General features: G+C 63.3%; 26 protein-coding genes. 12 read left to right on the plus strand and 14 right to left on the minus strand.

Annotation, left to right across the window (positions count from 1 at the left end):
• Positions 1-51: 51 nt before the first annotated feature.
• The 3 genes from ACSSVH_RS08195 to soxR all read right to left on the minus strand — a co-directional run bounded on the left by ACSSVH_RS08195 (position 52) and on the right by soxR (position 3040).
• Positions 52-945 (minus strand): bestrophin family protein, encoded by an 894-nt coding sequence (locus ACSSVH_RS08195; protein WP_170057782.1) that lies wholly within the window; start codon positions 943-945, stop codon positions 52-54.
• Between the two features lie 77 nt (positions 946-1022).
• Positions 1023-2321: an MFS transporter gene (locus ACSSVH_RS08200; RefSeq protein WP_492634331.1), complete on the minus strand. Its 1299-nt coding sequence runs from the start codon at positions 2319-2321 to the stop codon at positions 1023-1025.
• Between the two features lie 224 nt (positions 2322-2545).
• Entirely contained in the window at positions 2546-3040 is a 495-nt protein-coding gene (gene soxR / locus ACSSVH_RS08205) for a redox-sensitive transcriptional activator SoxR (protein WP_492634332.1), read from the minus strand.
• A 119-nt stretch (positions 3041-3159) separates the two neighbouring features.
• On the opposite strand from soxR, the gene ACSSVH_RS08210 reads away from it, so the two are divergent.
• Genes ACSSVH_RS08210 through ACSSVH_RS08230 form a run of 5 tightly spaced genes read left to right on the plus strand, consistent with a single transcriptional unit; the run spans position 3160 to position 9867 of the window.
• Positions 3160-4254 (plus strand): efflux RND transporter periplasmic adaptor subunit, encoded by a 1095-nt coding sequence (locus ACSSVH_RS08210; RefSeq protein ID WP_492634333.1) that lies wholly within the window; start codon positions 3160-3162, stop codon positions 4252-4254.
• Positions 4251-7352, plus strand: coding sequence for a MexW/MexI family multidrug efflux RND transporter permease subunit (locus ACSSVH_RS08215; protein ID WP_492634334.1), 3102 nt, complete (start codon positions 4251-4253; stop codon positions 7350-7352). The genes ACSSVH_RS08210 and ACSSVH_RS08215 overlap by 4 nt, the downstream gene beginning before the upstream one ends.
• Positions 7349-8806 (plus strand): efflux transporter outer membrane subunit, encoded by a 1458-nt coding sequence (locus ACSSVH_RS08220; RefSeq protein WP_492634335.1) that lies wholly within the window; start codon positions 7349-7351, stop codon positions 8804-8806. The genes ACSSVH_RS08215 and ACSSVH_RS08220 overlap by 4 nt, the downstream gene beginning before the upstream one ends.
• A complete protein-coding gene (locus ACSSVH_RS08225) occupies positions 8803-9513 on the plus strand; it encodes a tRNA (adenine(22)-N(1))-methyltransferase TrmK (protein WP_170057786.1) in 711 nt (236 codons plus the stop codon). The genes ACSSVH_RS08220 and ACSSVH_RS08225 overlap by 4 nt, the downstream gene beginning before the upstream one ends.
• Before the next feature lie 57 nt (positions 9514-9570).
• Positions 9571-9867 carry a DUF3144 domain-containing protein gene (locus ACSSVH_RS08230; protein WP_170043428.1) on the plus strand — a complete coding sequence of 99 codons (297 nt, stop codon included), beginning with the start codon at positions 9571-9573 and terminating at the stop codon, positions 9865-9867.
• Between the two features lie 40 nt (positions 9868-9907).
• On the opposite strand, the gene ACSSVH_RS08235 is transcribed toward ACSSVH_RS08230, so the two are convergent.
• The 6 genes from ACSSVH_RS08235 to ACSSVH_RS08260 form a co-directional block, all read right to left on the minus strand.
• Complete coding sequence (locus tag ACSSVH_RS08235; protein WP_492634336.1) at positions 9908-10528, minus strand: LysE family translocator; 621 nt, start codon at positions 10526-10528, stop codon at positions 9908-9910.
• A 37-nt stretch (positions 10529-10565) separates the two neighbouring features.
• Entirely contained in the window at positions 10566-11096 is a 531-nt protein-coding gene (locus ACSSVH_RS08240; RefSeq protein ID WP_273866837.1) for a P-loop NTPase family protein, read from the minus strand.
• A gap of 65 nt (positions 11097-11161) precedes the next feature.
• Entirely contained in the window at positions 11162-11788 is a 627-nt protein-coding gene (locus ACSSVH_RS08245; protein WP_169953401.1) for a glutathione S-transferase family protein, read from the minus strand.
• A 69-nt stretch (positions 11789-11857) separates the two neighbouring features.
• Entirely contained in the window at positions 11858-12025 is a 168-nt protein-coding gene (locus tag ACSSVH_RS08250; RefSeq protein ID WP_492634337.1) for a DUF2986 domain-containing protein, read from the minus strand.
• Between the two features lie 141 nt (positions 12026-12166).
• The gene (locus ACSSVH_RS08255; RefSeq protein ID WP_492634338.1) at positions 12167-12853 is read right to left on the minus strand and encodes an MOSC domain-containing protein; all 687 of its coding nucleotides are present in this window, start codon (positions 12851-12853) and stop codon (positions 12167-12169) included.
• Positions 12850-13419, minus strand: a complete 570-nt coding sequence (locus ACSSVH_RS08260; RefSeq protein WP_492634339.1) for a MarR family winged helix-turn-helix transcriptional regulator — start codon at positions 13417-13419, stop codon at positions 12850-12852. Before ACSSVH_RS08260 ends, ACSSVH_RS08255 begins: the two co-directional genes overlap by 4 nt.
• Before the next feature lie 115 nt (positions 13420-13534).
• Here ACSSVH_RS08260 and ACSSVH_RS08265 point away from each other — a divergent pair, with 115 nt between their 5' ends.
• Genes ACSSVH_RS08265 through ACSSVH_RS08275 form a run of 3 tightly spaced genes read left to right on the plus strand, consistent with a single transcriptional unit; the run spans position 13535 to position 14281 of the window.
• Entirely contained in the window at positions 13535-13765 is a 231-nt protein-coding gene (locus tag ACSSVH_RS08265; protein WP_169953408.1) for a thioredoxin family protein, read from the plus strand.
• A gap of 16 nt (positions 13766-13781) precedes the next feature.
• Entirely contained in the window at positions 13782-14051 is a 270-nt protein-coding gene (locus ACSSVH_RS08270; protein WP_492634340.1) for a Rho-binding antiterminator, read from the plus strand.
• A gap of 14 nt (positions 14052-14065) precedes the next feature.
• On the plus strand, positions 14066-14281 hold the full coding sequence (locus tag ACSSVH_RS08275; RefSeq protein WP_346266496.1) for a cytoplasmic protein: 216 nt from the start codon (positions 14066-14068) through the stop codon (positions 14279-14281).
• A gap of 12 nt (positions 14282-14293) precedes the next feature.
• Here the strand turns inward: ACSSVH_RS08275 and ACSSVH_RS08280 are convergent, their stop codons facing one another.
• Positions 14294-15340 carry an NAD(P)/FAD-dependent oxidoreductase gene (locus ACSSVH_RS08280; RefSeq protein WP_492634341.1) on the minus strand — a complete coding sequence of 349 codons (1047 nt, stop codon included), beginning with the start codon at positions 15338-15340 and terminating at the stop codon, positions 14294-14296.
• A gap of 216 nt (positions 15341-15556) precedes the next feature.
• Here ACSSVH_RS08280 and ACSSVH_RS08285 point away from each other — a divergent pair, with 216 nt between their 5' ends.
• Both ACSSVH_RS08285 and tspO read left to right on the plus strand, forming a co-directional pair.
• Positions 15557-15790: a hypothetical protein gene (locus ACSSVH_RS08285; protein WP_170043435.1), complete on the plus strand. Its 234-nt coding sequence runs from the start codon at positions 15557-15559 to the stop codon at positions 15788-15790.
• 115 nt (positions 15791-15905) lie between these two features.
• Positions 15906-16346, plus strand: coding sequence for a tryptophan-rich sensory protein TspO (gene tspO, locus ACSSVH_RS08290; RefSeq protein ID WP_170043436.1), 441 nt, complete (start codon positions 15906-15908; stop codon positions 16344-16346).
• Positions 16347-16383: 37 nt separating this feature from the next.
• Here the strand turns inward: tspO and ACSSVH_RS08295 are convergent, their stop codons facing one another.
• Positions 16384-17247, minus strand: coding sequence for a diguanylate cyclase domain-containing protein (locus ACSSVH_RS08295; protein WP_492634342.1), 864 nt, complete (start codon positions 17245-17247; stop codon positions 16384-16386).
• A gap of 82 nt (positions 17248-17329) precedes the next feature.
• Positions 17330-18721 carry an aldehyde dehydrogenase family protein gene (locus tag ACSSVH_RS08300; RefSeq protein WP_492634343.1) on the minus strand — a complete coding sequence of 464 codons (1392 nt, stop codon included), beginning with the start codon at positions 18719-18721 and terminating at the stop codon, positions 17330-17332.
• Positions 18722-18825: 104 nt separating this feature from the next.
• Between ACSSVH_RS08300 and ptrR the strand changes: the two genes are divergently transcribed.
• Positions 18826-19707 carry a putrescine utilization regulator PtrR gene (gene ptrR, locus ACSSVH_RS08305; protein ID WP_492634344.1) on the plus strand — a complete coding sequence of 294 codons (882 nt, stop codon included), beginning with the start codon at positions 18826-18828 and terminating at the stop codon, positions 19705-19707.
• Here the strand turns inward: ptrR and ACSSVH_RS08310 are convergent.
• Together ACSSVH_RS08310 and ACSSVH_RS08315 are read right to left on the minus strand one after the other, a co-directional pair.
• Entirely contained in the window at positions 19704-19913 is a 210-nt protein-coding gene (locus ACSSVH_RS08310) for a hypothetical protein (RefSeq protein ID WP_169953425.1), read from the minus strand. The genes ptrR and ACSSVH_RS08310 overlap by 4 nt on opposite strands.
• A 115-nt stretch (positions 19914-20028) precedes the next feature.
• Positions 20029-21225 carry an amino acid aminotransferase gene (locus ACSSVH_RS08315; RefSeq protein WP_170057798.1) on the minus strand — a complete coding sequence of 399 codons (1197 nt, stop codon included), beginning with the start codon at positions 21223-21225 and terminating at the stop codon, positions 20029-20031.
• Between the two features lie 343 nt (positions 21226-21568).
• Here ACSSVH_RS08315 and uvrB point away from each other — a divergent pair, with 343 nt between their 5' ends.
• On the plus strand, positions 21569-23584 hold the full coding sequence (gene uvrB, locus ACSSVH_RS08320) for an excinuclease ABC subunit UvrB (protein WP_170057799.1): 2016 nt from the start codon (positions 21569-21571) through the stop codon (positions 23582-23584).
• The last annotated feature ends 13 nt before the right edge of the window (positions 23585-23597 follow it).

Genomic DNA, 23597 nt, shown 5'->3' on the forward strand with positions numbered 1-23597 from the left:
ATCGTTTAATGCGACGCATTATTATATAGATGCTCGAAAAATGCAGGCTTTTTAGTGGTCCCTGCGAACATCCCCCAACGAATCACGCTGCATCGACTGCAGGTTTTTCTCGATGGTTTCGCAGATGGCTTCGGTCTGGATCTGGTGTTCGCTGGAGCGAAACGGGCTTTGCAGGTCAGTGCCGATACGTTCGATGGCCAGCAGCATAAACCCCACCACCGTCGATGCCAGCGGGGTGAACCAGCCCAGGGACTCCACCAGCCCCACCGGCACGATCAGGCAGAACAGCGAGATAAACAGCCGTGGAAAATACACATACGGGTAGGGCAGTGGCGTATTGGCAATGCGCTCCATGCCGCCCTGGCTGTTGGACAAGTCCACCATGGTTGATTCGAGCCGCGCCAGGCGAATACTGTCCAGGCGCCCGGCCTTGTACTCGCGCGCCAGCAGGGCGGCGGAGCCGGTCAGGATGTCGTTGGCAAAGTTGTTGGTAGCACCGTTGCGCGCAAACTCATCCCCAGGAATAAACGCCCGCACTTCCTCCGGGCACGGCTCGCCCCGCAGGTGCGCCGCCAGGCAGTTCACATAGGCCACGTGGCGGCGCAGCAGGGTCGACTTGATCGGGTTGACCTCGCTGCCTGGGTCATCGAGCAACGTCAGCACCTGCCGCGCAAAGCTGCGCGAATTGTTGACCATCGCGCCCCACAGCGTGCGCGCTTCCCACCAGCGGTTGTAGGCGCTGGTGTTACGAAAACTGATCAGCACCACCAGCGCTGAACCGAGCAGCGTCAGGGGCATCAGCGGTAGGTTGATCTTGGCGTTGAGAAACAGCATGAAGTCCACGGTGACCGCGATATCCCAAAGCAGCAGCCAGAACAGTGCCCAGCCGACATAACCCATGGTCTTGATAATCAGGCGGTACTTTTTGACGATGGCAGCTTTCAAACACAAACCTCCGAGCGGGCGAAAAGCATCAGTGCCCTAGCTCGGACGGTGTTTGCGCAAGAAAGGTTCGCCGCGCCTTACGCGTCGTGCAGGGAAATGCGCGAGGTCTCCGGCAAGGCCAGGCCCCCGGCCAGCGCGAGCAGGGCCACGGCAATCAGGTAAAACGCCGGGGACAGGTTGCTGCCGGTGGTGCTGATCAGCCACGTCGCCACTAGTGGCGCAGTGCCGCCAAAGATCGTGTAGGCCATGTTGTAGGTAATCGCCGAGGCGGTGTAGCGCGTGCGGGTCGGGAAGGTTTCCGAGAGCAGGGCCGCCGTGACCACACCGCACAACACCGCGCCCACCGCCAGCAGCATCACGCCGACGATGGACGCGGCGAACGAGCCGGAACTGGCCATCAGGAACGAGGGATACACCACCACCATCAACAGCCCGCAGGCGGTCATCACCGTGACGCGCCGCCCGACGCGGTCGGAATACCAGCCGGCCAGCGGGCACATTGCCGCAGCGAAGATCAGTGCAATCAGCGACACCAGCAACGCCGTCGCCCGGCTCAGGCCACCGGCCACTTGCAGGTACGTGGCAAAGTAGGTGGTGAACATATAAAACGACAGCGCCGTCAGCGACACAAAGGCGCCCAGGCAGCAGATCGCCGCGCCATGGTTGCGCAGGGTTTCCTTGAGCGGCGAATGGGCCACCGCATGCTCCTGCTTCACCGCCTGGAACGCCGGGGTCTCATCCAGCCGCCAGCGCAGGTACAGGCCAACCAGGCCCAGTGGTGCGGCAATCAGGAACGGCAGGCGCCAGCCCCAGCTGCCCATGGCTTCGGCCGACAGCGAGGCCTCCAACGCATAGGCCACCACCGCCGCCGAGGCGAAGGCGGCAAAGGTCGACACCGGGATAAAGCTGCCGTACCACGCCCGTTTATCGCTGGGCGCGTGTTCCATCAGGTAGGCGCAGGCGCCGGCGTATTCACCGCCGGCGGAAAAGCCCTGGGCGCAGCGGATCAACGACAGCAGGATCGGCGCGGTAACGCCAATCGCGGCATACGTGGGTAGCAGGCCGATCAGGGTGGTGGCCCCGGCCATCAGCAAAATCGTCATCGCCAGGGTGCGCTTGCGGCCGATGCGATCGCCCAGCATGCCGAAAAAAATCCCGCCCAGGGGCCGAAAGGCAAAAGCCACGGCAAACACCGCGAACGTCTTGAGCAACGCCGCGCTGGCATCGCCACTGGGGAAAAACTGTTGCGCGATAGTGGTGGCGAGAAAGCCATACACGGCGAAGTCGAACCACTCGACAAAATTGCCGATACCGGCGGCGACGATGACTTTTCTCAGGGTTTGCGGCGGGACCTGTTCGGTAGATGCGCGCGTCATGGCGGGGCCTCGGCATTTTGTCAGTAAGCCCTCGATTATCGGGAAAGCGCCCGGGGCGGCTTACTTCAAAAGTGTCATCGGCGTAGTCAGCACCGACCTGGCAAGGCCCTGAAGATCAAATGTGGCTGGCTTGCCAGCGATAGCGGTGGGTCAGCCAACATCAACCCCAGCAATGCCGCCGCCATCGCAGCCTCGCCAAGGCTCGACAGCTCCCACCTTGATCTTCAGGGATTGGATGATTGCATTTCAGATGCGCTAGCGGCGCGCTCGAGGATCCTCGGGCCCGGTCCTTCCTGGCTCAAGGTATCGCCGGGGTTGCGCAACGGGCAGTCGTTAAGCGACAGGCAACCGCAGCCAATACAGTTGTCCAGGCTGTCGCGCAGGGCTTGCAGGGTTCGGATGCGTTCGTTGAGGTTGTCGCGCCAGGCCGAGGACATTTCTGACCATTGCGCGGCGGTCAGTTTGCTGTTCGGCGGATAGCGGCCCAGGGCGCGCTTGATCTCTTCCAGAGGGATGCCGGTACGTTGCGCCACTTTGATAATCGCGATGCTGCGCAGCACCAGCGACGGGAAGCGCCGTTGGTTGCCCGCGTTGCGGGTGCTGGCGATCAAGCCCTTGGACTCGTAGAAGTGCAAGGTGGAGATCGGTACGCCGCTGCGCTTGGCCACCTCGCCGATGGTGAGTGAGCGCACGCCGTCCGGGTGCTTTTCTGCTGCCATGGGGGTTGCCCTCAAGTTAAGTTGAGGTTTTATAGTCCTGCCCGATCTTTGCTGCAACCGCTTTGCGCCTGTGTGGGGTGGAGCGGCAGCGAACACACCACAAATCAGCGGAGCAGGGCATGGGCAGAAGGATGCTAGTGGGCGGGGGCGTGGCAGCGGTAGCGGTGCTGGCCCTGGTTATCACGTTATGGGGCAATCAATCCTCAACCCAGGCAGCAGCGGCGTGGCCGGTAGCCAAGGTGGCGCTGGCCAAGGTGCGCCAGGGCGAGGCGCCTCGCCAGGCCTTTGCCGCCGGGGAACTGGAAGCGGCCAACCAGGTGCAGGTGGCGGCGGAAACCCCAGGGCGGATCACGCGGATCGCGTTCGAGTCCGGGCAAGCGGTCAAGGCCGGGCAGTTGCTGGTGCAGCTCAATGACGCCCCCGAGCAGGCCGACCGCTTGCGCCTGCACGCGCAACTGCGCAATGCCCAGACTCTGTTCCAGCGCATTCAAAAGCTTGAGGCCGTGAATGTCGCGACCCAGGAGCAACTGGACAACGCCACCGCCGCCCTGGACATGGCCAAGGGCGAGCTGCAACAGGTCGACGCGCGGATTGCGCAAAAAGCCATCCGCGCGCCGTTCGCCGGGCAACTGGGCATCCGCCGTGTGCATCAAGGCCAATACCTGCAGACCGGCGAAGCCATCGCCAGCCTGGTGGATGCCCAGCGCCTGCACGTGAATTTCGCCCTGAGTGAACAGTCGGCCCCAGGCTTGAGCATCGGCCAGACCGCCGAACTCACGGTGGATGCCTTGCCCGGCCAGCATTTTTCGGCGCAGATCAACGCCATTGACCCGCTGATCGGCCAGTCACGCTCGGTGCGGGTGCAAGCGACCCTGGCCAACCCCGGCGGGCCGTTGCAGGCCGGCATGTATGCCAGCGTGCGCCTGTCGGCGGTGCAGTCGCCCAGGGTGCTGGTGGTGCCGGAAACGGCCATCACCTATACCGCCTACGGGCAGACCGTGTTTGTCGCCAATGCCGGTCCGGCCGGCGCCTTGAGTGTGCGTCGCAGCCAGGTGACTACCGGGGAGCGTTGGCAGGGCGTGGTGGAAGTCACCTCGGGCCTGGCGCTGGACGACCAGGTGGTGGTCTCCGGGCAGCTCAAGCTCAGCGACGGCATGCCCGTCGAAGCGGTCGAGCAAAACACCCTGGACGTTGAAGGGAAACCCGCCTCATGAGCTTCACCGACAGTTTTGTGCGGCGCCCGGTGCTGGCGCTGGTGGTCAGCAGCCTGATCGTCCTCGCCGGCCTGTTTGCCCTCGGCCAGTTGCCGGTACGCCAGTACCCGCTGCTGGAAAGCTCGACCATCACCGTCAGCACCGAGTACCCCGGCGCCTCGGCCGAATTGATGCAAGGCTTCGTCACCCAGCCGATCACCCAGGCCGTGTCGTCGGTAGAGGGCATCGACTACCTGGCGTCGTCGTCGGTCCAGGGGCGCAGCGTGATCACCCTGCGCATGACCCTCAACCGCGATTCGACCCAGGCGCTGGCCGAGACCATGGCCAAGGTCAATCAGGTGCGTTACCGCTTGCCCGACGATGCCTACGACCCGGTGGTCGAGCTGTCGGCCGGCGACTCCACCGCCGTGGCCTACGTGGGGTTTGCCAGTGACACGCTGTCGATTCCCGAGCTCAGCGACTACCTGTCGCGGGTGGTCGAACCGCAGCTGTCCGGGATCGACGGGGTAGCCAAGGTGCAGACCTTCGGCGGGCAGAACCTGGCGATGCGCCTGTGGCTGGACAGTGATCGCATGGCCGGGCGCGGAGTCACCGCCGCCGACGTGGCGCAAGCGGTGCGCCGCAATAACTACCAGGCCACGCCGGGGCAGATCCGTGGCCAGTTCGTGCTGGCCGACATTCACATCGACACCGACCTGACCAGCGTCGAGGCCTTCCGTGACCTGGTGATTCGCAACGATGGCACGGCCCTGGTACGCCTGCGCGATGTCGGCACCGTGGAGCTGGGCGCTGCGGCAACCCAGACCAGCGCCACCATGAATGGCCGCCCGGCGGTGCACCTGGGGTTATTCCCCACGCCTTCGGGCAACCCCTTGGTGATCGTTGATGGGATCCGCAAACTGCTGCCGCAAATCCAGCAGACCCTGCCACCGGGGGTCAATGTGGCCCTGGCCTACGAGACCGCACGGTTTATCGAGGCGTCCATCGAGGAGGTGCTGCATACCTTGCTCGAGGCCATGCTGATCGTGGTGCTGGTGATCTGGTTGTGCCTGGGCTCGCTGCGCAGCGTGGCGATTCCGGTGCTGGCGATTCCGTTGTCGATGCTCGGCGCGGCGGCCTTGATGCTGCTCTTCGGCTTCAGCCTCAACCTGCTGACCCTGCTGGCGATGGTATTGGCCATCGGCCTGGTGGTGGACGACGCGATTGTGGTGGTGGAAAACGTCCACCGGCATATCGAAGAAGGCCTGACGCCGGTGGCCGCCGCGTTGGTCGGCGCCCGCGAGATCGCCGGGCCGGTGATTGCCATGACTCTGACGCTGGCGGCGGTGTATGCGCCCATCGGCCTGATCGGCGGGCTGACCGGCACGCTGTTCCGCGAATTTGCCCTGACCCTGGCAGGGGCGGTGATTGTCTCGGGCGTGGTCGCCTTGACCCTGTCGCCGGTGATGAGCTCGCTGCTGCTCAAGCCCGGGCAGCAAGAAGGGCGCATGGCCAAGTTGGCCGAGCGGGTGTTTGGCGCACTGGCCGCGACCTATGGCCGGGTGTTGGGCTACTCCCTGGCGCGACGCTGGATCAGCGGCGGCGTCGCCGTGCTGGTGTGCCTGAGCCTGCCGTGGTTGTACACGCTACCGCAGCGCGAACTGGCGCCGCCCGAGGACCAGGCGGCGATATTGACCGCCATCAAGTCACCGCAGTACGCCAACCTCGACTACGCCGAACGCTTTGCGAGCAAGCTCAATCGGGTCATGGAAAGCCTGCCGGAAACCACCGACACCTGGATCATCAATGGTACCGACGGGCCGGCGGCCAGTTTCGGCGGGATCAACCTCAGCGCCTGGCAGGCCCGCGAGCGCTCGGCCGAGCAGGTCCAGGCCCAGTTGCAGCAGGCCGTGGGCGAGGTCGAGGGCAGCAGCATCTTTGCCTTCCAGGTGGCGGCGCTACCCGGCTCCAGCGGCGGCCTGCCGGTGCAGATGGTGCTGCGCAGCGCCCAGGACTACCCGGTGCTGTACCAGACCATGGAAACCCTCAAGCAGCGTGCCCGTGACAGCGGCCTGTTTGCCGTGGTCGACAGCGACCTGGACTACAACAACCCGGTGGTCAAAGTCACGGTCGATCGGGCCAAGGCCGCGAGCCTGGGCATTGGCATGCGCGATATCGGCGATTCGCTGGCGGTGCTGGTGGGCGAGCAGTACATCAACCGCTTCGCTTTGTATGGACGCTCTTATGATGTGATTGCGCAAAGCACCGAGGAGCAGCGCCTGACCCCGCAGGCCCTGGCCCGCCAGTATGTGCGCACCGAAGGCGGGCAGTTGATCCCGCTGTCGGCGCTGGTGCACCTGGATATCACGGTGGCGCCGAACCGCTTGCTGCAGTTCGATCAGCAGAACGCCAGCACCTTGCAAGCCATTCCGGCGCCGGGCGTTTCCCAGGGGCAGGCGGTAGCCCTGCTGGAGCAACTGGCCGGCGAATTGCCGCCGGGGTTCAGCCACGACTGGCAGTCCGAGTCGCGCCAATACGTGCAGGAGGGCAGTGCGCTGGTGCTGGCGTTTCTCGCCGCCCTGGTGGTGATTTATCTGGTGCTCGCGGCGCAGTACGAGAGCCTGGTCGATCCGTTGATCATTCTGGTCACCGTGCCCTTATCCATTTGCGGCGCGTTGATTCCGTTGGCGCTGGGCTGGGCCACATTGAATATCTACACGCAGATCGGGCTCGTGACCTTGATCGGCCTGATCAGCAAACACGGGATCCTGATGGTGGAGTTCGCCAATGAGCTCCAGGTGCGCGAGAACCTCGACCGCGCCAGCGCGATCATCCGCGCCGCGCAGATCCGTCTGCGGCCAGTGCTGATGACCACGGCGGCGATGACCTTCGGCGTGCTGCCGCTGCTGTTCGCCAACGGTGCCGGGGCCAATAGCCGCTTTGGCCTGGGCGTGGTGATCGTCTGCGGGATGCTGGTTGGTACGTTGTTTACGCTGTTTGTCCTTCCCACTATTTATGCCTGGCTGGCCCGTGATCACCGGGTGCGGGGCCTGCGCCAGCAACAATTGGCCGATGCCGAGCAGTACCTGGCGCCCGGGCATGTCGAGGTACGCCCATGAAGACGTTTATCCATTACCCGCTGTTGCTTGGCGCGTTGGCCGGCCTGGGCGGGTGTTCGGTGGGGCCACACTACCGCGTGCCCGAGATCGCGCCGATTCAACTGGCCAGCCCGCAGGCCCGGGAATTCTCCGGGCCTGCGGTGCAGCCGGTGGCCGCGTGGTGGACTTTTTTCGACGACGCCCAACTGGCGCGCCTGATCGATAGCGCCGTGGCCCACAACCACGATGTGCGCCAGGCGCGCGCAAACCTGCTGCTGGCTCGCGCGTATGTCGACGAGCAAGCGTTGCAGCGCCTGCCCACGGTCACCAGTACGGCGGCGTACCAGCGCAGCCTGGAGCAGCAGGCGGTGACGGGCGCGCGGCCGAGCCGCAGCTTGTCCGAGTCCTGGCGTGCCGGCCTGGACCTGCAATGGGAGCTGGATCTGTTTGGCCGTCTCGATCACTTGAACCGTGCCGCGCAATCCCGTGCCGAGGCTTCGCAGGCTGACCTTGAGCAGGTGCAATTGAGCATTGCCGCGCAAGTGGCCCATGCCTATTACGCGGCGCAGGGCCAGCGCGAACAACTACGGTTGGCACAGGATGCGGTGCGCAGTTGGCAAGAGACGGTGGCCCTGACCGAGGCGCAAAGCCAGGCCGGCAGTGGCTTGCCTGAAGAGTTGGAGAGCGCCCGCGGCAATGCGCTGCGCGCCCAAGCGGCGATTGCGCCGCTGCAAAGCCAGCTGCAACGCAGCCTGTACCGCTTGCAGGTGTTGGCGGGGCAGCGGCCGGGCAGTTTTAGCGTCGACCTCGACGCCCTGGCGCCGGGGCCTGTAGCGCGACAATTGCCGTTGGGAGATGTCGACCAGTTGATTCGCAATCGACCGGACGTGGTGCAGGCCGAGCGGCTGCTGGCGGCGCGTGTCGAGGATGTGGGCGCGGCGACTGCCGACCTGTACCCGCGCTTGAACCTGGGTGGGTTTGTCGGTTTTTTCGCCTTGCGCGACGGTGACCTGGGCAGTGCATCCCGGGCATTCGAGCTGACCCCAGGCCTGACCTGGCCGGCACTCAACCTGGGCACCGTGCGTGCGCGCCTGCGGGGCGCCCAGGCGCTATCGCAGCGCGAGACCGCGCACTTTGAACAGGTGCTGCTGGTGGCCGTGGAAGAAGTGGAGGGTGCCATCACCCAACTGGCCGAGCATCAGCGACACCTGCTCAACCTGGTGCAATCGGCACGGCATGCCGAAGCTGCACTGGACATCGCCCAGCGACGTTATGGCGCGGGTTCCGGCAGTTACCTGTCGGTGCAGCAAAGCCTGCGCGACCTGCTCAACCTGCGCCAGGCCATTGCCCAGGCGCAGGCTGCGTCCTATGGCAATGCGGTGGACCTGTACAAGGCGCTGGCCTGGCGGGCGCCGAGGCTTTACCCTGCGGCCCTCAGCGAGGCCAACGGTGCCTTGAAAAGGAACAGCAGTTGAACCACAACACATTGTCCAAGCGCCTGGAGCGCGTGGCGGCGCAGGTGCCAGCCGGTGCGCGCCTGGCCGACATCGGCTCGGATCACGCCTACCTGCCGGTAGCGTTGATGAACCGCGGCGCGATTGTCGCGGCAGTGGCCGGCGAGGTGGCGTTGACGCCATTTCGCGCGGCCCAGCGCACCGTGTGCGACAACGGCCACGAACTGCACATCCACGTGCGCCTGGCCGATGGCCTGGCGGCTATCGAACCGGCCGACCTGCTCGATGCGGTGAGTATCTGCGGCATGGGCGGCGAGACCATCCGCGACATCCTCGAGCGCGGCAAGGCGCATCTCAGCGGCCGGGAACGCCTGATCCTGCAACCCAACGGCGGCGAACAACCGTTGCGTGTGTGGCTGATGGACAACGGCTACCGCATCCTTTGCGAGGAGTTGCTGCGGGAAAACCGCTTCGACTACGAAATCATCGTCGCCGAGCGCAGCGGGCCGGTGAGCTACAGCGCCGAGCAACTGTACTTCGGCCCCTTGCAGATGCAGGCGCGCAGTCCGGCCTTCCTGGCCAAGTGGCAGCGCCTGTTGCGCTACAAACAACGCACGTTGGGCCAGCTCGCCGAGGCGCGACAGGCGCTGCCCGAACAGAAAGTGCAGGAACTGGCGCAAGAGGTGCGCTGGATTACCCAGTTGCTGGAGGCGACGCACCCGGTCTAGGGTCTTGCCTGCTGCAAATGTTTCAATGACTCATTTATCCAACCCAGGTGTTCCACCATGCCAGACGCTACCGACCAAGCCTTCTACGACCGCGCCGACGCGCACATCGAGCTGTCGAACGAGCAACTCAAAACCCTCGAGAACCTGGGCCAGGTCAGCGCCTCGATGATGTTCGGCACCACCCGTTTCAACGCCTGGGCGAGTGCGCGCAACTTCAAGTCCGGCGCCGAGATGGCCGAGGCGCGAGAAGCGATGCTCAAGTACTTCTGTGAGCAGTACCGGATGATGCTCGAAGACAATCTGGATGATCACATCAACAACTTCAGCCAGTACATGACGGCCCCGAAGCCGTAGTGATCCCCAGCGCCCAGCTGGATCTTTGTCCAAGCCCTGATTAGCGTTTGCTCAATGCCAGGCGGGCCGCGAACAGCACAAAGAGCAGGCCGGTGCTGCGGTCCATCCAGGTGATCACCTTGCCCCGGCGCAGCACTGCGGCCAGTGGCTGGGTAGCGCCGATCAGGGTCAAGGACCATGCCAGGCCGAGCACCACATGGATGCTCACCAGGCCGAATGTCCAGGCGATCAACGAATGGCCCTGGGGAATGAACTGCGGCAGGAACGACACATAGAAAATCCCGATCTTGGGGTTGAGCACATTGCCCAGCATGCCTTTCAAGAACCAGCGGGTGCCGGGTGTGGCATGGGCGTCGCCGACCGTCAGGGAAGTACGTGGGCGCAGCAGCATATTCAGCCCCAGCCAGGCCAGGTAAGCGGCGCCGCAGTACTTCAACAGGTTGAACGCCAGCTCCGATACTGCGATCAACGCCCCCAAGCCAAAGGCCACCGCCGCACCCCATAAGAAACAGCCCGCATTGATCCCCAGCGCTGCGCGCAATGCTTGCTGCTTGCCCTCCACCGTGGCGGTACGCAACACCAGCGCGGTGTCGAGCCCGGGAGTGAGGGTCAGTAGGGTGGCGGCGAGGGTAAAGGCGAGCAGATTATCGGCGATGGGCATGGGGCGGGTGCCTGCACAGTGGGCCTGGGGCACGTTATCACACGCCGATGGCAAGGCCAGGCAAGCGGTCGAGAAAATCTGCCACCTGCCGGTTACCGCGCAAATGCACTGTCGGAACATCCGGCCCCACTGCCAGGCGCATCGCCTCGATACCCGGCCGATAGCCGCGATCAAAATTCCATACAAAGTCCAGAAACGTCAGGAACTCCCGGTCGAGCTTGTCGGTACACCCCACGGGCCGATCCGCGCGAGGGCGTTTCATGGCGCTGCGTATCAGTACCCGGGTGAAACAGGTGAGTCGCGGTGTATCCAGCCAGATGATCAGGTCGGCACGGGGCAGGCGCAGGTCGAAGGTGCGTCGGGCGTAGTTGCCTTCACACACCCAGGTGTCCGACGCGACGGCTTCGCGTACCCGTGTGCGGAATTGTTCGGCGTCGGTCTCGACCCAGTTGGGTTCCCAGAACAGGGTGTCCAGGTGCACGACGGGCAGGCCGAGGCGCTGGCCAAGGGCGCGGGCGAGGGTGGATTTGCCGCTGCCGGCGTTGCCCAGAATTACAATCCGTTGCATGGGGACGTCCCGAAAAAAGCCGGCAATTATGCCGGCTCTGGAAGAGGAGTCAAACGCCCGGTGATTTACTGGGCAAACGCGTATTCCCCACCCTTCTCCAGCGCCTTGCGATAGGCCGGCCGGGCCTGGAACCGCTGGACCCACGCGGCCAGGTTCGGGTACGCCGGCAACTTGCCCTGGGCCTTGGCGATTTCGCCAATAAAGCTCATCTGGATATCCGCGCCGCTCAGTTCCTCGCCCAGCAGGTATGGCGACTGCGCCAGGGCGTCGTTCAGGTAACCCAGGTAGTTGGCCAGTTCCGATTCGATCCGCGGGTGCAACGGCGCGCCGGCTTCACCCAGGCGGCCGACGTACAGGTTGAGCATCAGCGGCAGCATGGCCGAGCCTTCGGCAAAGTGCAGCCATTGCACGTAGCTGTCGTAGGCGGCCGTGGCGGGGTCTGGTTGCAGGCGGCCCTGGCCATGGCGGCGGATCAGGTAGTCGACAATGGCGCCGGACTCGATCACCACGCGGGTGCCGTCTTCAAGCACCGGCGATTTGCCCAACGCGTTGATCGCCTTGAGCTCCGGTGGGGCGAGGTTGGTTTTTGGGTCGCGCTGGTAGAGCTTGAGCGCGTAGGGCAGGCCGAGTTCTTCGAGCAGCCAGAGAATGCGCTGCGAGCGTGAGTTGTTGAGGTGGTGAACAATCATCATGGGAAGCTCCGCCGGGCGAGAGTGGGGTGTCTGTAAGCAGACTGCTGCGCCGGCGTAGAGTGCCCTGAATCAGTTGGGCGTGTCAGAGGAAATCGGCGCGTCCTGAGCGGGCTCGGTCTCCAGTTTCAGGCGATCGGCCTTGCTGATGTACTTCTCTTTGCTTTTGGGGGCCAGTTTGGCATTGGCCTTTTTGGCGTTGGCTTTCAATATCTGATTGAGTTTCTTACGACGGTTCATGCTTTCTACTCAGCGCGTTAATGCCTGGATGATATCAGCTCAACCCCCAGTAGGCGCCGGCTTTGCGGCGAAAAACCTGGGCATCTGCCGGGTTGTTCGCACAATCTGGCGGGGCAGCAGCACTAGCTCCCGCGCCGCGCTTCAACCCAACAGGCGGGGCCCCCAGTCTTCGGTCATGCCTTTTTCCAGGCGCCGCTCCAGCGTGCGCCGCCATGACGGCACCAACGGCAGCGCCAGGCATTCGCGCAACAGTTCGCTCTCCATTCGCTTGTCGAACAGCACAGCGGACAAGCGTGCCAATGACCAGTCGGCAAATTGCCGCTCGACCAGTTGCAGGCTGTCGCCGGCGCTCACCACACCTTCCTCCAGCACCCGGTAGTACCAGCCGGTGCGCCCCGACTGCTGCACGCGCAGGGCCAGTTCGGCCACGGCGAAGCGGTCGCTGAGTTTCCAGCACGGCATACGCCCCTGGGACACCTCAAGCAACGCTGTCCCGGCCCGGATGCGATCGCCCAGGCAGACGTCATGCTCGCTCCAGCCGGTGGTGCTGAAGTTCTCGCCAAAGGCTCCCGGCTGGGCGAGCAATGGATGGGCCCCCAATTCCTCGGCCCAGCGGGCGTAATGCTCGAGCGGGTAGTGGTGGATGGCTTTTTCTATTCCGCCATGGATGCGCAGGTCGCCCTGTTCGTCGCCACTGAGGCCCAGGGTGGCGACCTTCAGGGGGCCGGGTCGCGGCTGTTTGTCGATGGCGCTGCGGGAGCCGGGCCGGGTGAAAGGCTGCGCACGCCCGGTGAGCAGGGTGTCGAGGCGAATCGTGGTCAGGCTCATGCAGGCACCTGCGGGGGTTGATGTTCACGACAGATCAGCACGGCATCGCTCGGCGCCAGGGGTTCCTGGGTCAGGCCGCAGAACGGCAGATCGTCGACGTGCTGATGGAAGCGGCAGGTGCGGCACAGGCCAAAGCTGGGCACGTCCGCGCTGCGCTGCACTTCGCGCAGCAACTCGCCAAGCAGTGTCTGCAGTTGCCCGCCGCGCGCGCCTATGCGTGCCTCACCGGCGGCGAGGAAGTCCGGCGGCAACAATGCGTCCAGCAGGCCGCGCGCCGTGTCCGTCAACTGCAGATGCACGCTGCGCTTGTCGTGCACATCCTGGGTTTTGACGATCAGCCCCTTGGCCTCCAGCGCCTTGAGTGACTGCGACACTGTGCCTTTGGTCAGGCCCAAATAGTCAGTCACGCCCAACGGTGTATTGGAGTAGCGGTTGCAGCGCGAAAGGTACATCAGCGCGCTCAACTGGATGGGTTGCAAATCGGCCAGCAACGGGTGCTGGCGGAACCAGATGCGGCTGAGGCTGGCAAGCCGTTCAAGCAGCTCGAAAAGGGTTGTGTCGGACATGAGTCACTCCTGTCGACATATAGTATCGATTAAATACTATATTGACAAATAGCGACGCGCGGGTAATTCTTGATTAGGTATCGAATCGATACCAACTCAATGAAGGAGACGCAAAATGTCTAACGCACGCTTCTACCATGCTGGTTGCTCCGTCTGTATTTCCGCTGAGCAGACCTTGCTCAACCTGCTGGACCCGGCACTCAAGGTCGAGGTCGTCCACCTTGGCCAACAACCCCAGCGCATTGGCGAAGCCGAACTGGCCGGGGTCAAGTCAGTCCCTGCGTTTGTTCACGACGGCCAGGTGTTGCACCTGAATTTCGGTGCGTCCATCGATGACCTGAAATAAGGCGCTGGAAAATATCATGACCGCGTATCAGCCCCTGAACTGCGATGTGCATGACTACCTGGAGATCGCCTGCATGCACCGTTACCGCCTGCAGGTAGAACTGATCGACGGGCGCAGCTTCGTGGCCAGGGCGCTGACTACGCGAACTGCGGCGAGCAAGGAAGAGTTTTTGCTGCTGGCCCGCGACAGTGGCCAGTGTGAGGTGCGACTTGACCAATTGCTGGCCATTTCCCCGCTTGGCCTTAACGTCAGTTTTGGCCGCATTGAACGTGTGAGAACAGAATGAATAGATACCGACTCATGATTAGTAGCAACGACAGGCTGCTGGGGCATTTCGAATCCGCCACCCCGTGGGCGCACGACGCCGCGCAGGAAATCGCGCGGTGCCTGGCGGCTGCAGGGTACGGCCTTGAACTGCTGGTCGCCGATAGCGAGCGCCGGCTGCTTGAAAGCGGTCCGGATGGGGTGCGAGTGCTGCACAGCGAACCGATTTTCAAGAGCGCGACCTTGCCCTAGGCAAGCCGGCGCCTACCCGCGGAAAAATCGACCCGGACGACATCCCCCAAGCGCCTCTGCTGGCTTGTCTTCAAGCATCTCTTCACTGGCAAGCCGACCCACGATCGCAGCCAGTGCGACCCCAGGGTGCATGGTGCAAACGTACACACCTGCCACCTGGGGCAGATAGCCAATGATCGGGATGCCATCGGCAGCAATTGGCCTGAGCCCGACACAGGCCAACTCCGGCTCAAGGCACACCAGCCCATTGAGCTCATGGTCGATCGCCTTGGCTGTGCGTAGTGCTATCGCGTCTGCCCGGTTTTCCTCGGCGTCGCCCAGGTAATCCTCGGCTGCCAGCAATGCGCCATCCGCGTTTTGCCGCACTTCCATGTGCGGGTTGGAAATGAGGGTGTGCACAAGCTTGGGTTGTGGCTTGTAGCGGATGAAGATGGACGGCGATGCGGTTATCGGCAGGGATACGTGCAACATGTCTGTCAGCCTGGTGGTGCCTGTCCCGGCTGCCAGTACAACGATATCGGCGTGGATGATGCCCCGTGAGGTTTCGACGCCGGTCACCTGTTGGCCCTCGGTGACAAACCCCAGCACCGGCGTCTGAGTGAGCAGCTTCGCGCCATGCACCTGGGCGCCGGCGACCAGCGCATGGGTTGCCGCCACTGCGTCGAGGGCACCTTCTTCGGCTACGTACGTTGCATAGTCAGGGGGCTGCTTGAGGTTGGGCTCAAGCTCAAGAATCTGCGCGCGTGATACCCGGTTTGTCGAGGCCGGTGGCGAGCCATCGTAAGACAAGGCGCCCGTCCATTGGATCTGCAAGCCGGGCAGTTGGGGTTGGAGGCGGTGGTATTCCTGGATGGCGGCGCCGCGTAATTGGGCAATGGGGTCGGGCCCCGGATGGGTGGCGTGGAGCCAGGCGAATGACGTGGCGGTGACGCCTGACGCAATCTCATGCGCCTCGACCAGGCTGACCTGCGCGCCCTTTTCCGCCAGGTGATAGGCCAGGGATGCGCCGACGATACCGGCGCCAATCACCACGACTCGTTTGCCCTGCGGGTTTTCCATTTAGACCTGCGCTCCATTACCTTGGCGATGCGACGAAAGGTGAAAGATCCTACAGCATCGGCGCCTGATCGTTTATACAACCCTTTTCCTCCGTCCCGGTCTACCATGCCTGCCCGGCAGTGGTTCCACGCGCTATCGGCCCCAAGCCATCAAGGTATCGCATATGACCTCGTTTACCCGCAGCACCCCATCCCCAACCTTCTGCGAGGTGGCGCAATGAGCATCGACCAGATCAGCCTGCCCAAGGGCGTTGGCCCGCACGCTACCAAGTTGCTGGACGCGATCACTGGCGCCAGCACCGCCGAAGACCTGAACCGCGCTGGCGGCAAGGCCGAAGGCTTTGTGTTGGGGCTGGAGGCCAGCAAGGCCATCAAGAGCCAGATCGCCGAGTCGCTGTATGTGGCTTATGACGACGCCGCGAGTAATCGCGCCGGCGAGTTGAAGGGCTAGCCAGTACGGTTGCGGTTCAGATTGTCGTACCGGGAAATACTGAACTTTTCAGGGCCCCCGGGGCGTCCAATCCTGGGACACTTTCCAGATTGCTGACTTGAGCCAAGGACCGCCAATGACCTTCTTTATCTTCCTGCTCGCCTGCGCCGCCGCTGCCAGCACCGGCATCATGTTCAAGCCCGGTGCCTGGTATGAGTCCCTGGTCAAACCCCGCTTCACCCCGCCCAACTGGCTGTTCCCGGTGGCCTGGACGCTGATTTACCTGCTGCTCGCCTGGGCCGGTTATCGCCTGAGCCTGATCCCCGGCAGTCAAACAGTGCTGGCCTTGTGGGCGGCGCAGATTGCGTTGAATACCCTGTGGACGCCGGTGTTTTTCGGCGCACATCGGATTTTCGCCGCGATGGTGGTTATCACCCTGCTTTGGCTCACCGTGGCGGCCATGGTGGTGCTGGCGGTGCGCCTAGACCTGATAACCGGGTTGATCCTGTTCCCTTACCTGGCGTGGCTGTGTGTTGCCGTGGCGTTGAATTTTTCGATCCTGCGCAGTAACCGTTGATGGCCAGCGTGGGTAATCGCCAGGGCAGGGGCGACTTTCACCCCGCCGCGCGGTGCAGTTTTTTCACCCGGTACATATCGCCATCGGCATGGCTGAGTAGGGTGTCGGCATCTTCCCCGTCATCCGGGTAACGCGCCACGCCGATACTGCACGACGGCATTTTCACCGGGCCAAACTCAGGGCCAAGGGGGGCGGCCATGATGGCGAGGATCTGCTGCACCTTCTCGGCCACGGCGTTTTCGCAATGAAGGTCGGTCAACAGCACGGTGAACTCATCGCCACCCATTCGCGCCACCGTGTCGGTCTCGCGCGCACAGGCTTCCAGGCGCCTGGCGATGGTGCACAGCACGCGGTCGCCGGCGACATGCCCATGCACATCGTTGATGCCTTTGAAGTCATTGATATCCAGGAACAGCAGCGCCAGCGTGCTCTTCTGCCGGCGCGCGTTGCGCAGGGCCGAATCGAGGCGATCATTGAACAGCGAGCGGTTGGTCAGGGCGGTCAGCGGGTCGTGATGGGCGAGGAAGCGCAGTTCTTCCTCGGCCTGGGTGAGGGCGGTGATGTCCCGTGCCACGCCGATCCGCGCGCCGACATCCTCGGACCAGAACGCCGCCCACAGGATATGGACGAGGCTGCCATCCTTGCGGATATAGCGGTTACGGAAATCCACGTGGGGCTGGCCGTTCATCACCCGAATAATCGAGGCCCGGGTGGCTGCCAGGTCTTGGGGGTGCATGTAGTCGGTGATCAGGCTGCCGGTCAGCTCGTCGGCACGGTAGCCGAGCAGTGCCTCGCAGGCGTCGCTGACAAATGCAATCTGGTTGTCCCTGTCGACCACGAAAACCGTATCCAGCATCAGATGGATCAGTTTGGGATAGAGCGCTTGCAGGTCAACGGGCATGGGTCAGTGCAGTCCGGTTCAAATAACGGCCTGATCATATCCTGAACCCGCAAGCTGGCAATGAGGAATCTTGATGATCGGCCTACCGCCGATCTACCCATACCGTCTGCGCATTGCAGAATTCGCGCACGCCGAAATGTGACAATTCGCGGCCAAACCCACTCTTTTTCACCCCGCCAAACGCCACCCGAGGATCGGACACGCTGTAGGCGTTGATAAAGATGCCGCCGGTTTCCAACTGGTTGGCGATCTCGCGTGCCTTGGCCGGGTCGCGGGTAAAGACGCTGGCGGTGAGGCCGAACTCGCTGTCGTTGGCCAGGGCCACGGCGTGGTCGGCGTCGCGGGCGGTGATGATCGAGGCGACGGGGCCGAACAGTTCCTGCTTGAACGAGGTCATCTGGTCGGTGACATCGGCCAGGACGGTGGGGGCGTAATAGTTGCCTGGCCCGTCGATGGGGTGGCCGCCCAGCAGCAGGCTGGCGCCTTCGGCCAGGGTCGCCTGGACTTGTGCGTGCAGTTCGTCGCGCAGGTCGAAGCGGGCCATGGGGCCGATATAGGTGTCGTTCGATGTCGGGTCGCCCATCACCAGTTGCCGGCTGGCTTCAAGAAATTTGGCGGTGAAGGCCTCGACCACGCCTTGCTCGATGATCAGGCGCTTGGCGGCGGCGCAGACCTGGCCGGAATTCTGGAAGCGGCCGGTCACGGCGGCTTGCACGGCGGCATCGAGATCGGCGTCGTTGAGCACGATGAAGGGGTCGGAGCCGCCCAGTTCCAGCACACATTTTTTCAACGCAGCGCCGGCCTGGGAGCCGATGGCGATACCCGCGCGCACGCTGCCGGTCAGGGTCACGGCGGCGATGCGCGGGTCGGCGATGGCCTGGGACACACCGTGCGCGGTGACGTTGATTACTTCAAACAAGCCTTCGGCGAAACCGGCTGTGTGGAAGGCCCGTTGCATCAGGTAGGCGCTGCCCATCACGTTGGGCGCGTGCTTGAGCACGTAGGTGTTGCCGCTGAGCATGGTCGGCACGGCACCGCGCAGTACCTGCCAGACCGGGAAGTTCCACGGCATTACGGCGAGGATCGGGCCCAGCGGGCGATATTCAATCCGGGCGCTACCGTTGTCGACCAGGGTCGGCTCCGGCGCGAGCATGGCCGGCCCGTGGGCGGCGTACCACTCGGCCAGCAAGGCGCATTTCTCGATTTCACCACGGGCCTGGGCGATGGGCTTGCCCATTTCCAGGGTGATCATTTGCGCCATTTCTTCAGCTTGTTCGCGCAGAGCGCCGGCCAGGGCCAGGAGCAATTCGGCGCGCTGTGCCACAGGTGTATGGCGACCCTTGCGAAAGGCGGTGCTGGCGCGGGTGAGGGCGGCGTCCAGTTGTGCGGCGGATTCGTACGGGTAGCTGCCGACGGTTTCGCCATTGGCGGGGTTGATCGACAAGGCATGGGTCTGGTGAGAAATAGCGGTCATGGCACCGTCCTGCGCAGTGTTGGAGAAGATGCCCAGCGTACGGGGCTGTATCTTTTCCGGGAACTGAATAATATTAAGCAATACGTTCACGATTGGAGAATGACTTGGATCTGGTGCAACTGGAGATTTTCAAGGCCGTGGCCGAGCAAGGCAGCATCAGCGCTGCCGCACAATTGATTCATCGGGTGCCGTCGAACCTGACCACGCGTATCAAGCAACTGGAGCAGGACCTGGGTGTGGAGTTGTTTATCCGTGAGAAAAGTCGCCTGCGCCTGTCGCCTGCCGGCTGGAATTTCCTCGGCTATGCGCGGCGCATCCTCGACCTGGTGCAAGAGGCTCGCGCCACCGTGGCGGGGGAGGAACCCCAGGGGCCATTTGCCCTGGGGTCGCTGGAAAGTACCGCCGCCGTGCGCATCCCGGCGTTGCTTGCGGCCTACAACCAGAAACACGCCAAGGTCGAGCTGGACCTGACCACCGGGCCCTCGGGGACGATGATCGAAGGCGTGCTATCGGGCCGACTGGCGGCGGCATTTGTCGACGGCCCGGTGTTGCACCCCACCTTGGAAGGCGTGGCGGTGTTTGAAGAGGAAATGGTGGTGATTGCGCCGTTGCATCACGGGCCGATCACCCGTGGGCAGGATGTGAACGGGGCGAGCATCTATACCTTTCGCTCCAACTGCTCGTACCGGCATCACTTTGAGCGTTGGTTTTCCCAGGATGGCGCGGTGCCGGGGAAGATTTTCGAGATGGAGTCGTACCACGGCATGCTCGCCTGCGTCAGCGCCGGCGCCGGTTTGGCGCTGATGCCACGCAGTATGCTGGAGAGTATGCCGGGGTTTACCACGGTCAGCGTGTGGCCGTTGGCGGACGAGTTCCGCCTGCTCAACACCTGGCTGATCTGGCGCCGGGGCACGGTGTCGCAGAGTCTGGACAGCTTTGTGCAACTGCTGGAGGAACGCATTCCTCTGCAGGAGGCGGCAAGCTAGCCACCAAATTGCAGGGTGCCCATCGCCAGTTTCGCCATCAGCGCCGTGGCGCCCAGCTGTACCAGCCACAGGGCCAGGCCGCCGAGGAAGACGCCCAGGGCGACTTGCAGGACCAGGCTTTTTGGCCGCTTGGCTGGGGGCGTGCGCGGGGTGAAGTGGTCCAGTTCGTCGCGGTCGGCACGCAGGTCCAGGTCGTCGTTTCTCATAGGCGGCTCATATCAATGGTGAAGGAACACGGCCTCTGTAGGAGCCGGCTCCTACAGAGTCTCGCACAAAAAAGGGGAAGCCATTGGCTTCCCCCTTCGTACCCCGCGCTCAGGCTTACAGCACCTGCACAATCGCCTTGGTCACGGCAGCGATGTTCGCCTGGTTCAACGCCGCCACGCAGATGCGGCCGGTGTCGAGGGCGTAGATGCCGAACTCGCTACGCAGGCGGGTGACTTGCTCTACGGTCAGGCCGGAGTAGGAGAACATCCCGCGCTGGCGACCGACGAAGCTGAAGTCATGGCCCGGCGCTGCCTTGGCCAGCTCGCTGACCATCTGCTCGCGCATGCCGCGGATGCGCAGGCGCATTTCGGCCAGTTCCGCTTCCCACTGGGCGCGCAGCTCTGGGTTGTTGAGCACCGCCGCCACAATCGCCGCGCCGTGGGTCGGCGGGTTGGAGTAGTTGGTGCGGATCACGCGCTTGACCTGGGACAGGATGCGCGCGCTTTCTTCTTTCGACTCGCTGACGATCGACAGTGCGCCCACGCGCTCGCCGTACAGCGAGAACGATTTGGAGAACGAGCTGGACACAAAGAAGGTCAGGCCCGACTCGGCGAACAGGCGCACGGCGGCGGCATCTTCGTCGATACCGTCGCCAAAGCCCTGGTAGGCCATGTCGAGGAACGGCACCAGGTTCTTGGCCTTGACCACTTCCAGCACGTCTTTCCAGTCGGCCGGGCTCAGGTCGACGCCGGTCGGGTTGTGGCAGCAGGCGTGCAGCACGACGATGGACTGGGCGGGCAGGGCGTTGAGGTCTTCCAGCAGGCCGGCGCGGTTCACGTCGTGGGTGGCGGCATCGTAGTAACGATAGGTCTGCACCGGGAAGCCGGCTTTTTCAAACAGCGCCTGGTGGTTTTCCCAGCTCGGGTCGCTGATGGCAACCACGGCATTGGGCAGCAACTGCTTGAGGAAATCGGCACCGATTTTCAGCGCGCCGGTGCCGCCAACGGCCTGGGCGGTGATCACCCGGCCAGCGCTCAGCAGTGGCGACTCGGCGCCAAACAGCAGCTTTTGTACGGCCAGGTCGTAGGCGGCAATGCCATCGATCGGCAGGTAGCCACGAGCGGCGTGTTGCGCCACGCGAATGGCTTCCGCTTCGGCAACGGCACGCAGGAGTGGAATCTTCCCCTCCTCGTTGCAGTAAACGCCTACGCCAAGGTTGACCTTGGTAGTACGGGTATCGGCGTTGAATGCTTCGTTGAGGCCCAGGATAGGATCGCGTGGTGCCATTTCGACAGCGGAGAACAGGCTCATTTTTGCGGCAGCTCTATGGGGGAATGGAGGGACGTGTCGCGCTCCAGCCGAATGCACTAGAGCGGTGCACAAACGGGGAGCTAGTATAGAGGCCAACACCGCTCGCGGCGACAGCCGAAACGGCTTTTCGGCCAAGTTTTTCGGTTTATTTATCGACCGTTAGTCTTATTGCAACATTGATGGCCACAGGCATGTAGGGCGAGTGCCTTGAAACCCGTCACATTCGCCTCCACTTCTACAGCTATCATGGTTTTTTCCTACGGTCTGCTCTGAAACTTCGCGGGCTGTGGTCTTTTTCGTCCCCGACGGGTTTACAGTCTGGGGTGACTTCAAGAGGTACGTTATGTCGGATTTCCAACTAGTCACCCGCTTTGAACCTGCTGGCGACCAGCCCGAGGCCATCCGCCTGATGGTCGAAGGCATCGAGGCCGGCCTGGCTCACCAGACGTTGCTCGGGGTGACCGGTTCGGGCAAGACCTTCAGCATCGCCAACGTGATCGCGCAGATCAACCGCCCGACCCTGGTGCTGGCGCCAAACAAGACCCTGGCCGCGCAGTTGTATGGGGAGTTCAAGGCGTTCTTCCCGAACAACGCGGTGGAGTACTTCGTTTCCTACTACGACTACTACCAGCCGGAAGCCTATGTGCCGTCCTCCGATACCTTTATCGAGAAGGATGCGTCGATCAACGACCATATCGAGCAGATGCGGCTGTCGGCGACCAAGGCGCTGCTGGAACGCAAGGACGCGATCATCGTCACTACGGTCTCGTGCATCTACGGCCTGGGCAGCCCGGAAACCTATCTGAAGATGGTGCTGCACGTCGATCGCGGCGACAAACTCGACCAGCGCGCCTTGCTGCGACGCCTGGCGGATTTGCAGTACACCCGCAACGACATGGACTTTGCCCGCGCGACCTTCCGCGTGCGTGGGGATGTGATCGACATTTACCCGGCAGAGTCGGACCTGGAAGCGATCCGGATCGAGCTGTTCGACGATGAAGTCGAGAGCCTGTCGGCCTTCGACCCGTTGACCGGCGAAGTGATCCGCAAACTGCCGCGCTTTACCTTCTATCCAAAAAGCCACTATGTGACGCCCCGTGAAACCCTTTTGGATGCCATGGAAGGGATCAAGGCCGAGCTGGCCGAGCGCCTCGAATACCTGCGCGCCAACAACAAGCTGGTGGAAGCCCAGCGCCTGGAGCAGCGCACGCGTTTTGACCTGGAGATGATTCTCGAGCTGGGCTACTGCAACGGCATCGAAAACTACTCGCGCTACCTGTCGGGCCGTGAGTCCGGTGCGCCGCCGCCGACCCTCTACGACTACCTGCCGGCGGATGCTTTGCTGGTGATCGACGAATCCCACGTCAGCGTGCCGCAAGTCGGCGCCATGTATAAAGGCGACCGCTCGCGCAAGGAAACCCTGGTGGAATACGGCTTCCGCCTGCCTTCGGCGCTGGATAACCGGCCGATGCGCTTTGACGAATGGGAAAGCATCAGCCCGCAGACCATCTTTGTGTCCGCCACGCCGGGCAACTACGAGGCCGAGCATGCGGGCCGGGTGATCGAGCAACTGGTGCGCCCCACCGGCCTGGTCGACCCGCAAATCGAGATCCGTCCGGCCCTGACCCAGGTCGATGACCTGCTGTCGGAAATCACCAAGCGCGTGGCCCTGGAAGAGCGGGTGCTGGTCACCACGCTGACCAAGCGCATGTCCGAAGACCTTACCGATTACCTGGCCGACCACGGCGTGCGCGTGCGTTACCTGCACTCGGACATCGACACCGTGGAGCGCGTGGAAATCATCCGCGACCTGCGCCTGGGCACCTTCGATGTGCTGGTGGGCATCAACCTGCTGCGTGAAGGCCTGGACATGCCCGAGGTGTCGCTGGTGGCAATCCTGGATGCGGACAAGGAAGGTTTCCTACGCTCCGAGCGCTCGTTGATCCAGACCATCGGCCGTGCGGCGCGTAACCTCAACGGCCGCGCGATCCTGTACGCCGACCGCATCACCGGCTCCATGGAACGCGCCATCGGCGAGACCGAGCGCCGCCGCGACAAGCAGATTGCGTTCAACCTGGCCAATGGCATCACCCCCAAGGGCGTGTTCAAGGACGTCGCCGACATTATGGAAGGCGCCACCGTACCGGGTTCGCGCAGCAAGAAGCGCAAAGGCATGGCCAAGGCTGCCGAGGAAAGCGCCAAGTACGAAAACGAATTGCGCTCGCCGAGTGAAATCACCAAGCGTATCCGCCAGTTGGAAGAGAAGATGTACCAGTTGGCGCGGGACCTGGAGTTTGAAGCGGCAGCGCAGACGCGCGATGAGATTGGCAAGTTGCGCGAGCGGTTGCTGGCGGTCTGAATTTGCAGTGACT

It is taken from the genome of Pseudomonas sp. HC1(2025) (assembly GCF_058742075.1).

What these genes read in the sequence shown, in the direction of transcription:
- ACSSVH_RS08230 (WP_170043428.1), top strand. Translation starts at nt 9,571, where the DNA reads ATGCCAGACGCTACCGACCAAGCCTTCTACGACCGCGCCGACGCGCAC.
- ACSSVH_RS08260 (WP_492634339.1), bottom strand. Translation starts at nt 13,419, where the DNA reads ATGTCCGACACAACCCTTTTCGAGCTGCTTGAACGGCTTGCCAGCCTC.
- ACSSVH_RS08315 (WP_170057798.1), bottom strand. Translation starts at nt 21,225, where the DNA reads ATGAGCCTGTTCTCCGCTGTCGAAATGGCACCACGCGATCCTATCCTG.
- ACSSVH_RS08235 (WP_492634336.1), bottom strand. Translation starts at nt 10,528, where the DNA reads ATGCCCATCGCCGATAATCTGCTCGCCTTTACCCTCGCCGCCACCCTA.
- ACSSVH_RS08280 (WP_492634341.1), bottom strand. Translation starts at nt 15,340, where the DNA reads ATGGAAAACCCGCAGGGCAAACGAGTCGTGGTGATTGGCGCCGGTATC.
- ACSSVH_RS08210 (WP_492634333.1), top strand. Translation starts at nt 3,160, where the DNA reads ATGGGCAGAAGGATGCTAGTGGGCGGGGGCGTGGCAGCGGTAGCGGTG.
- ACSSVH_RS08285 (WP_170043435.1), top strand. Translation starts at nt 15,557, where the DNA reads ATGAGCATCGACCAGATCAGCCTGCCCAAGGGCGTTGGCCCGCACGCT.
- soxR (WP_492634332.1), bottom strand. Translation starts at nt 3,040, where the DNA reads ATGGCAGCAGAAAAGCACCCGGACGGCGTGCGCTCACTCACCATCGGC.
- ACSSVH_RS08240 (WP_273866837.1), bottom strand. Translation starts at nt 11,096, where the DNA reads ATGCAACGGATTGTAATTCTGGGCAACGCCGGCAGCGGCAAATCCACC.
- ACSSVH_RS08270 (WP_492634340.1), top strand. Translation starts at nt 13,782, where the DNA reads ATGACCGCGTATCAGCCCCTGAACTGCGATGTGCATGACTACCTGGAG.
- ACSSVH_RS08245 (WP_169953401.1), bottom strand. Translation starts at nt 11,788, where the DNA reads ATGATGATTGTTCACCACCTCAACAACTCACGCTCGCAGCGCATTCTC.
- tspO (WP_170043436.1), top strand. Translation starts at nt 15,906, where the DNA reads ATGACCTTCTTTATCTTCCTGCTCGCCTGCGCCGCCGCTGCCAGCACC.
- ACSSVH_RS08310 (WP_169953425.1), bottom strand. Translation starts at nt 19,913, where the DNA reads ATGAGAAACGACGACCTGGACCTGCGTGCCGACCGCGACGAACTGGAC.
- ACSSVH_RS08215 (WP_492634334.1), top strand. Translation starts at nt 4,251, where the DNA reads ATGAGCTTCACCGACAGTTTTGTGCGGCGCCCGGTGCTGGCGCTGGTG.
- ACSSVH_RS08300 (WP_492634343.1), bottom strand. Translation starts at nt 18,721, where the DNA reads ATGACCGCTATTTCTCACCAGACCCATGCCTTGTCGATCAACCCCGCC.
- uvrB (WP_170057799.1), top strand. Translation starts at nt 21,569, where the DNA reads ATGTCGGATTTCCAACTAGTCACCCGCTTTGAACCTGCTGGCGACCAG.
- ACSSVH_RS08275 (WP_346266496.1), top strand. Translation starts at nt 14,066, where the DNA reads ATGATTAGTAGCAACGACAGGCTGCTGGGGCATTTCGAATCCGCCACC.
- ACSSVH_RS08255 (WP_492634338.1), bottom strand. Translation starts at nt 12,853, where the DNA reads ATGAGCCTGACCACGATTCGCCTCGACACCCTGCTCACCGGGCGTGCG.
- ACSSVH_RS08265 (WP_169953408.1), top strand. Translation starts at nt 13,535, where the DNA reads ATGTCTAACGCACGCTTCTACCATGCTGGTTGCTCCGTCTGTATTTCC.
- ACSSVH_RS08220 (WP_492634335.1), top strand. Translation starts at nt 7,349, where the DNA reads ATGAAGACGTTTATCCATTACCCGCTGTTGCTTGGCGCGTTGGCCGGC.
- ACSSVH_RS08250 (WP_492634337.1), bottom strand. Translation starts at nt 12,025, where the DNA reads ATGAACCGTCGTAAGAAACTCAATCAGATATTGAAAGCCAACGCCAAA.
- ACSSVH_RS08295 (WP_492634342.1), bottom strand. Translation starts at nt 17,247, where the DNA reads ATGCCCGTTGACCTGCAAGCGCTCTATCCCAAACTGATCCATCTGATG.
- ACSSVH_RS08200 (WP_492634331.1), bottom strand. Translation starts at nt 2,321, where the DNA reads ATGACGCGCGCATCTACCGAACAGGTCCCGCCGCAAACCCTGAGAAAA.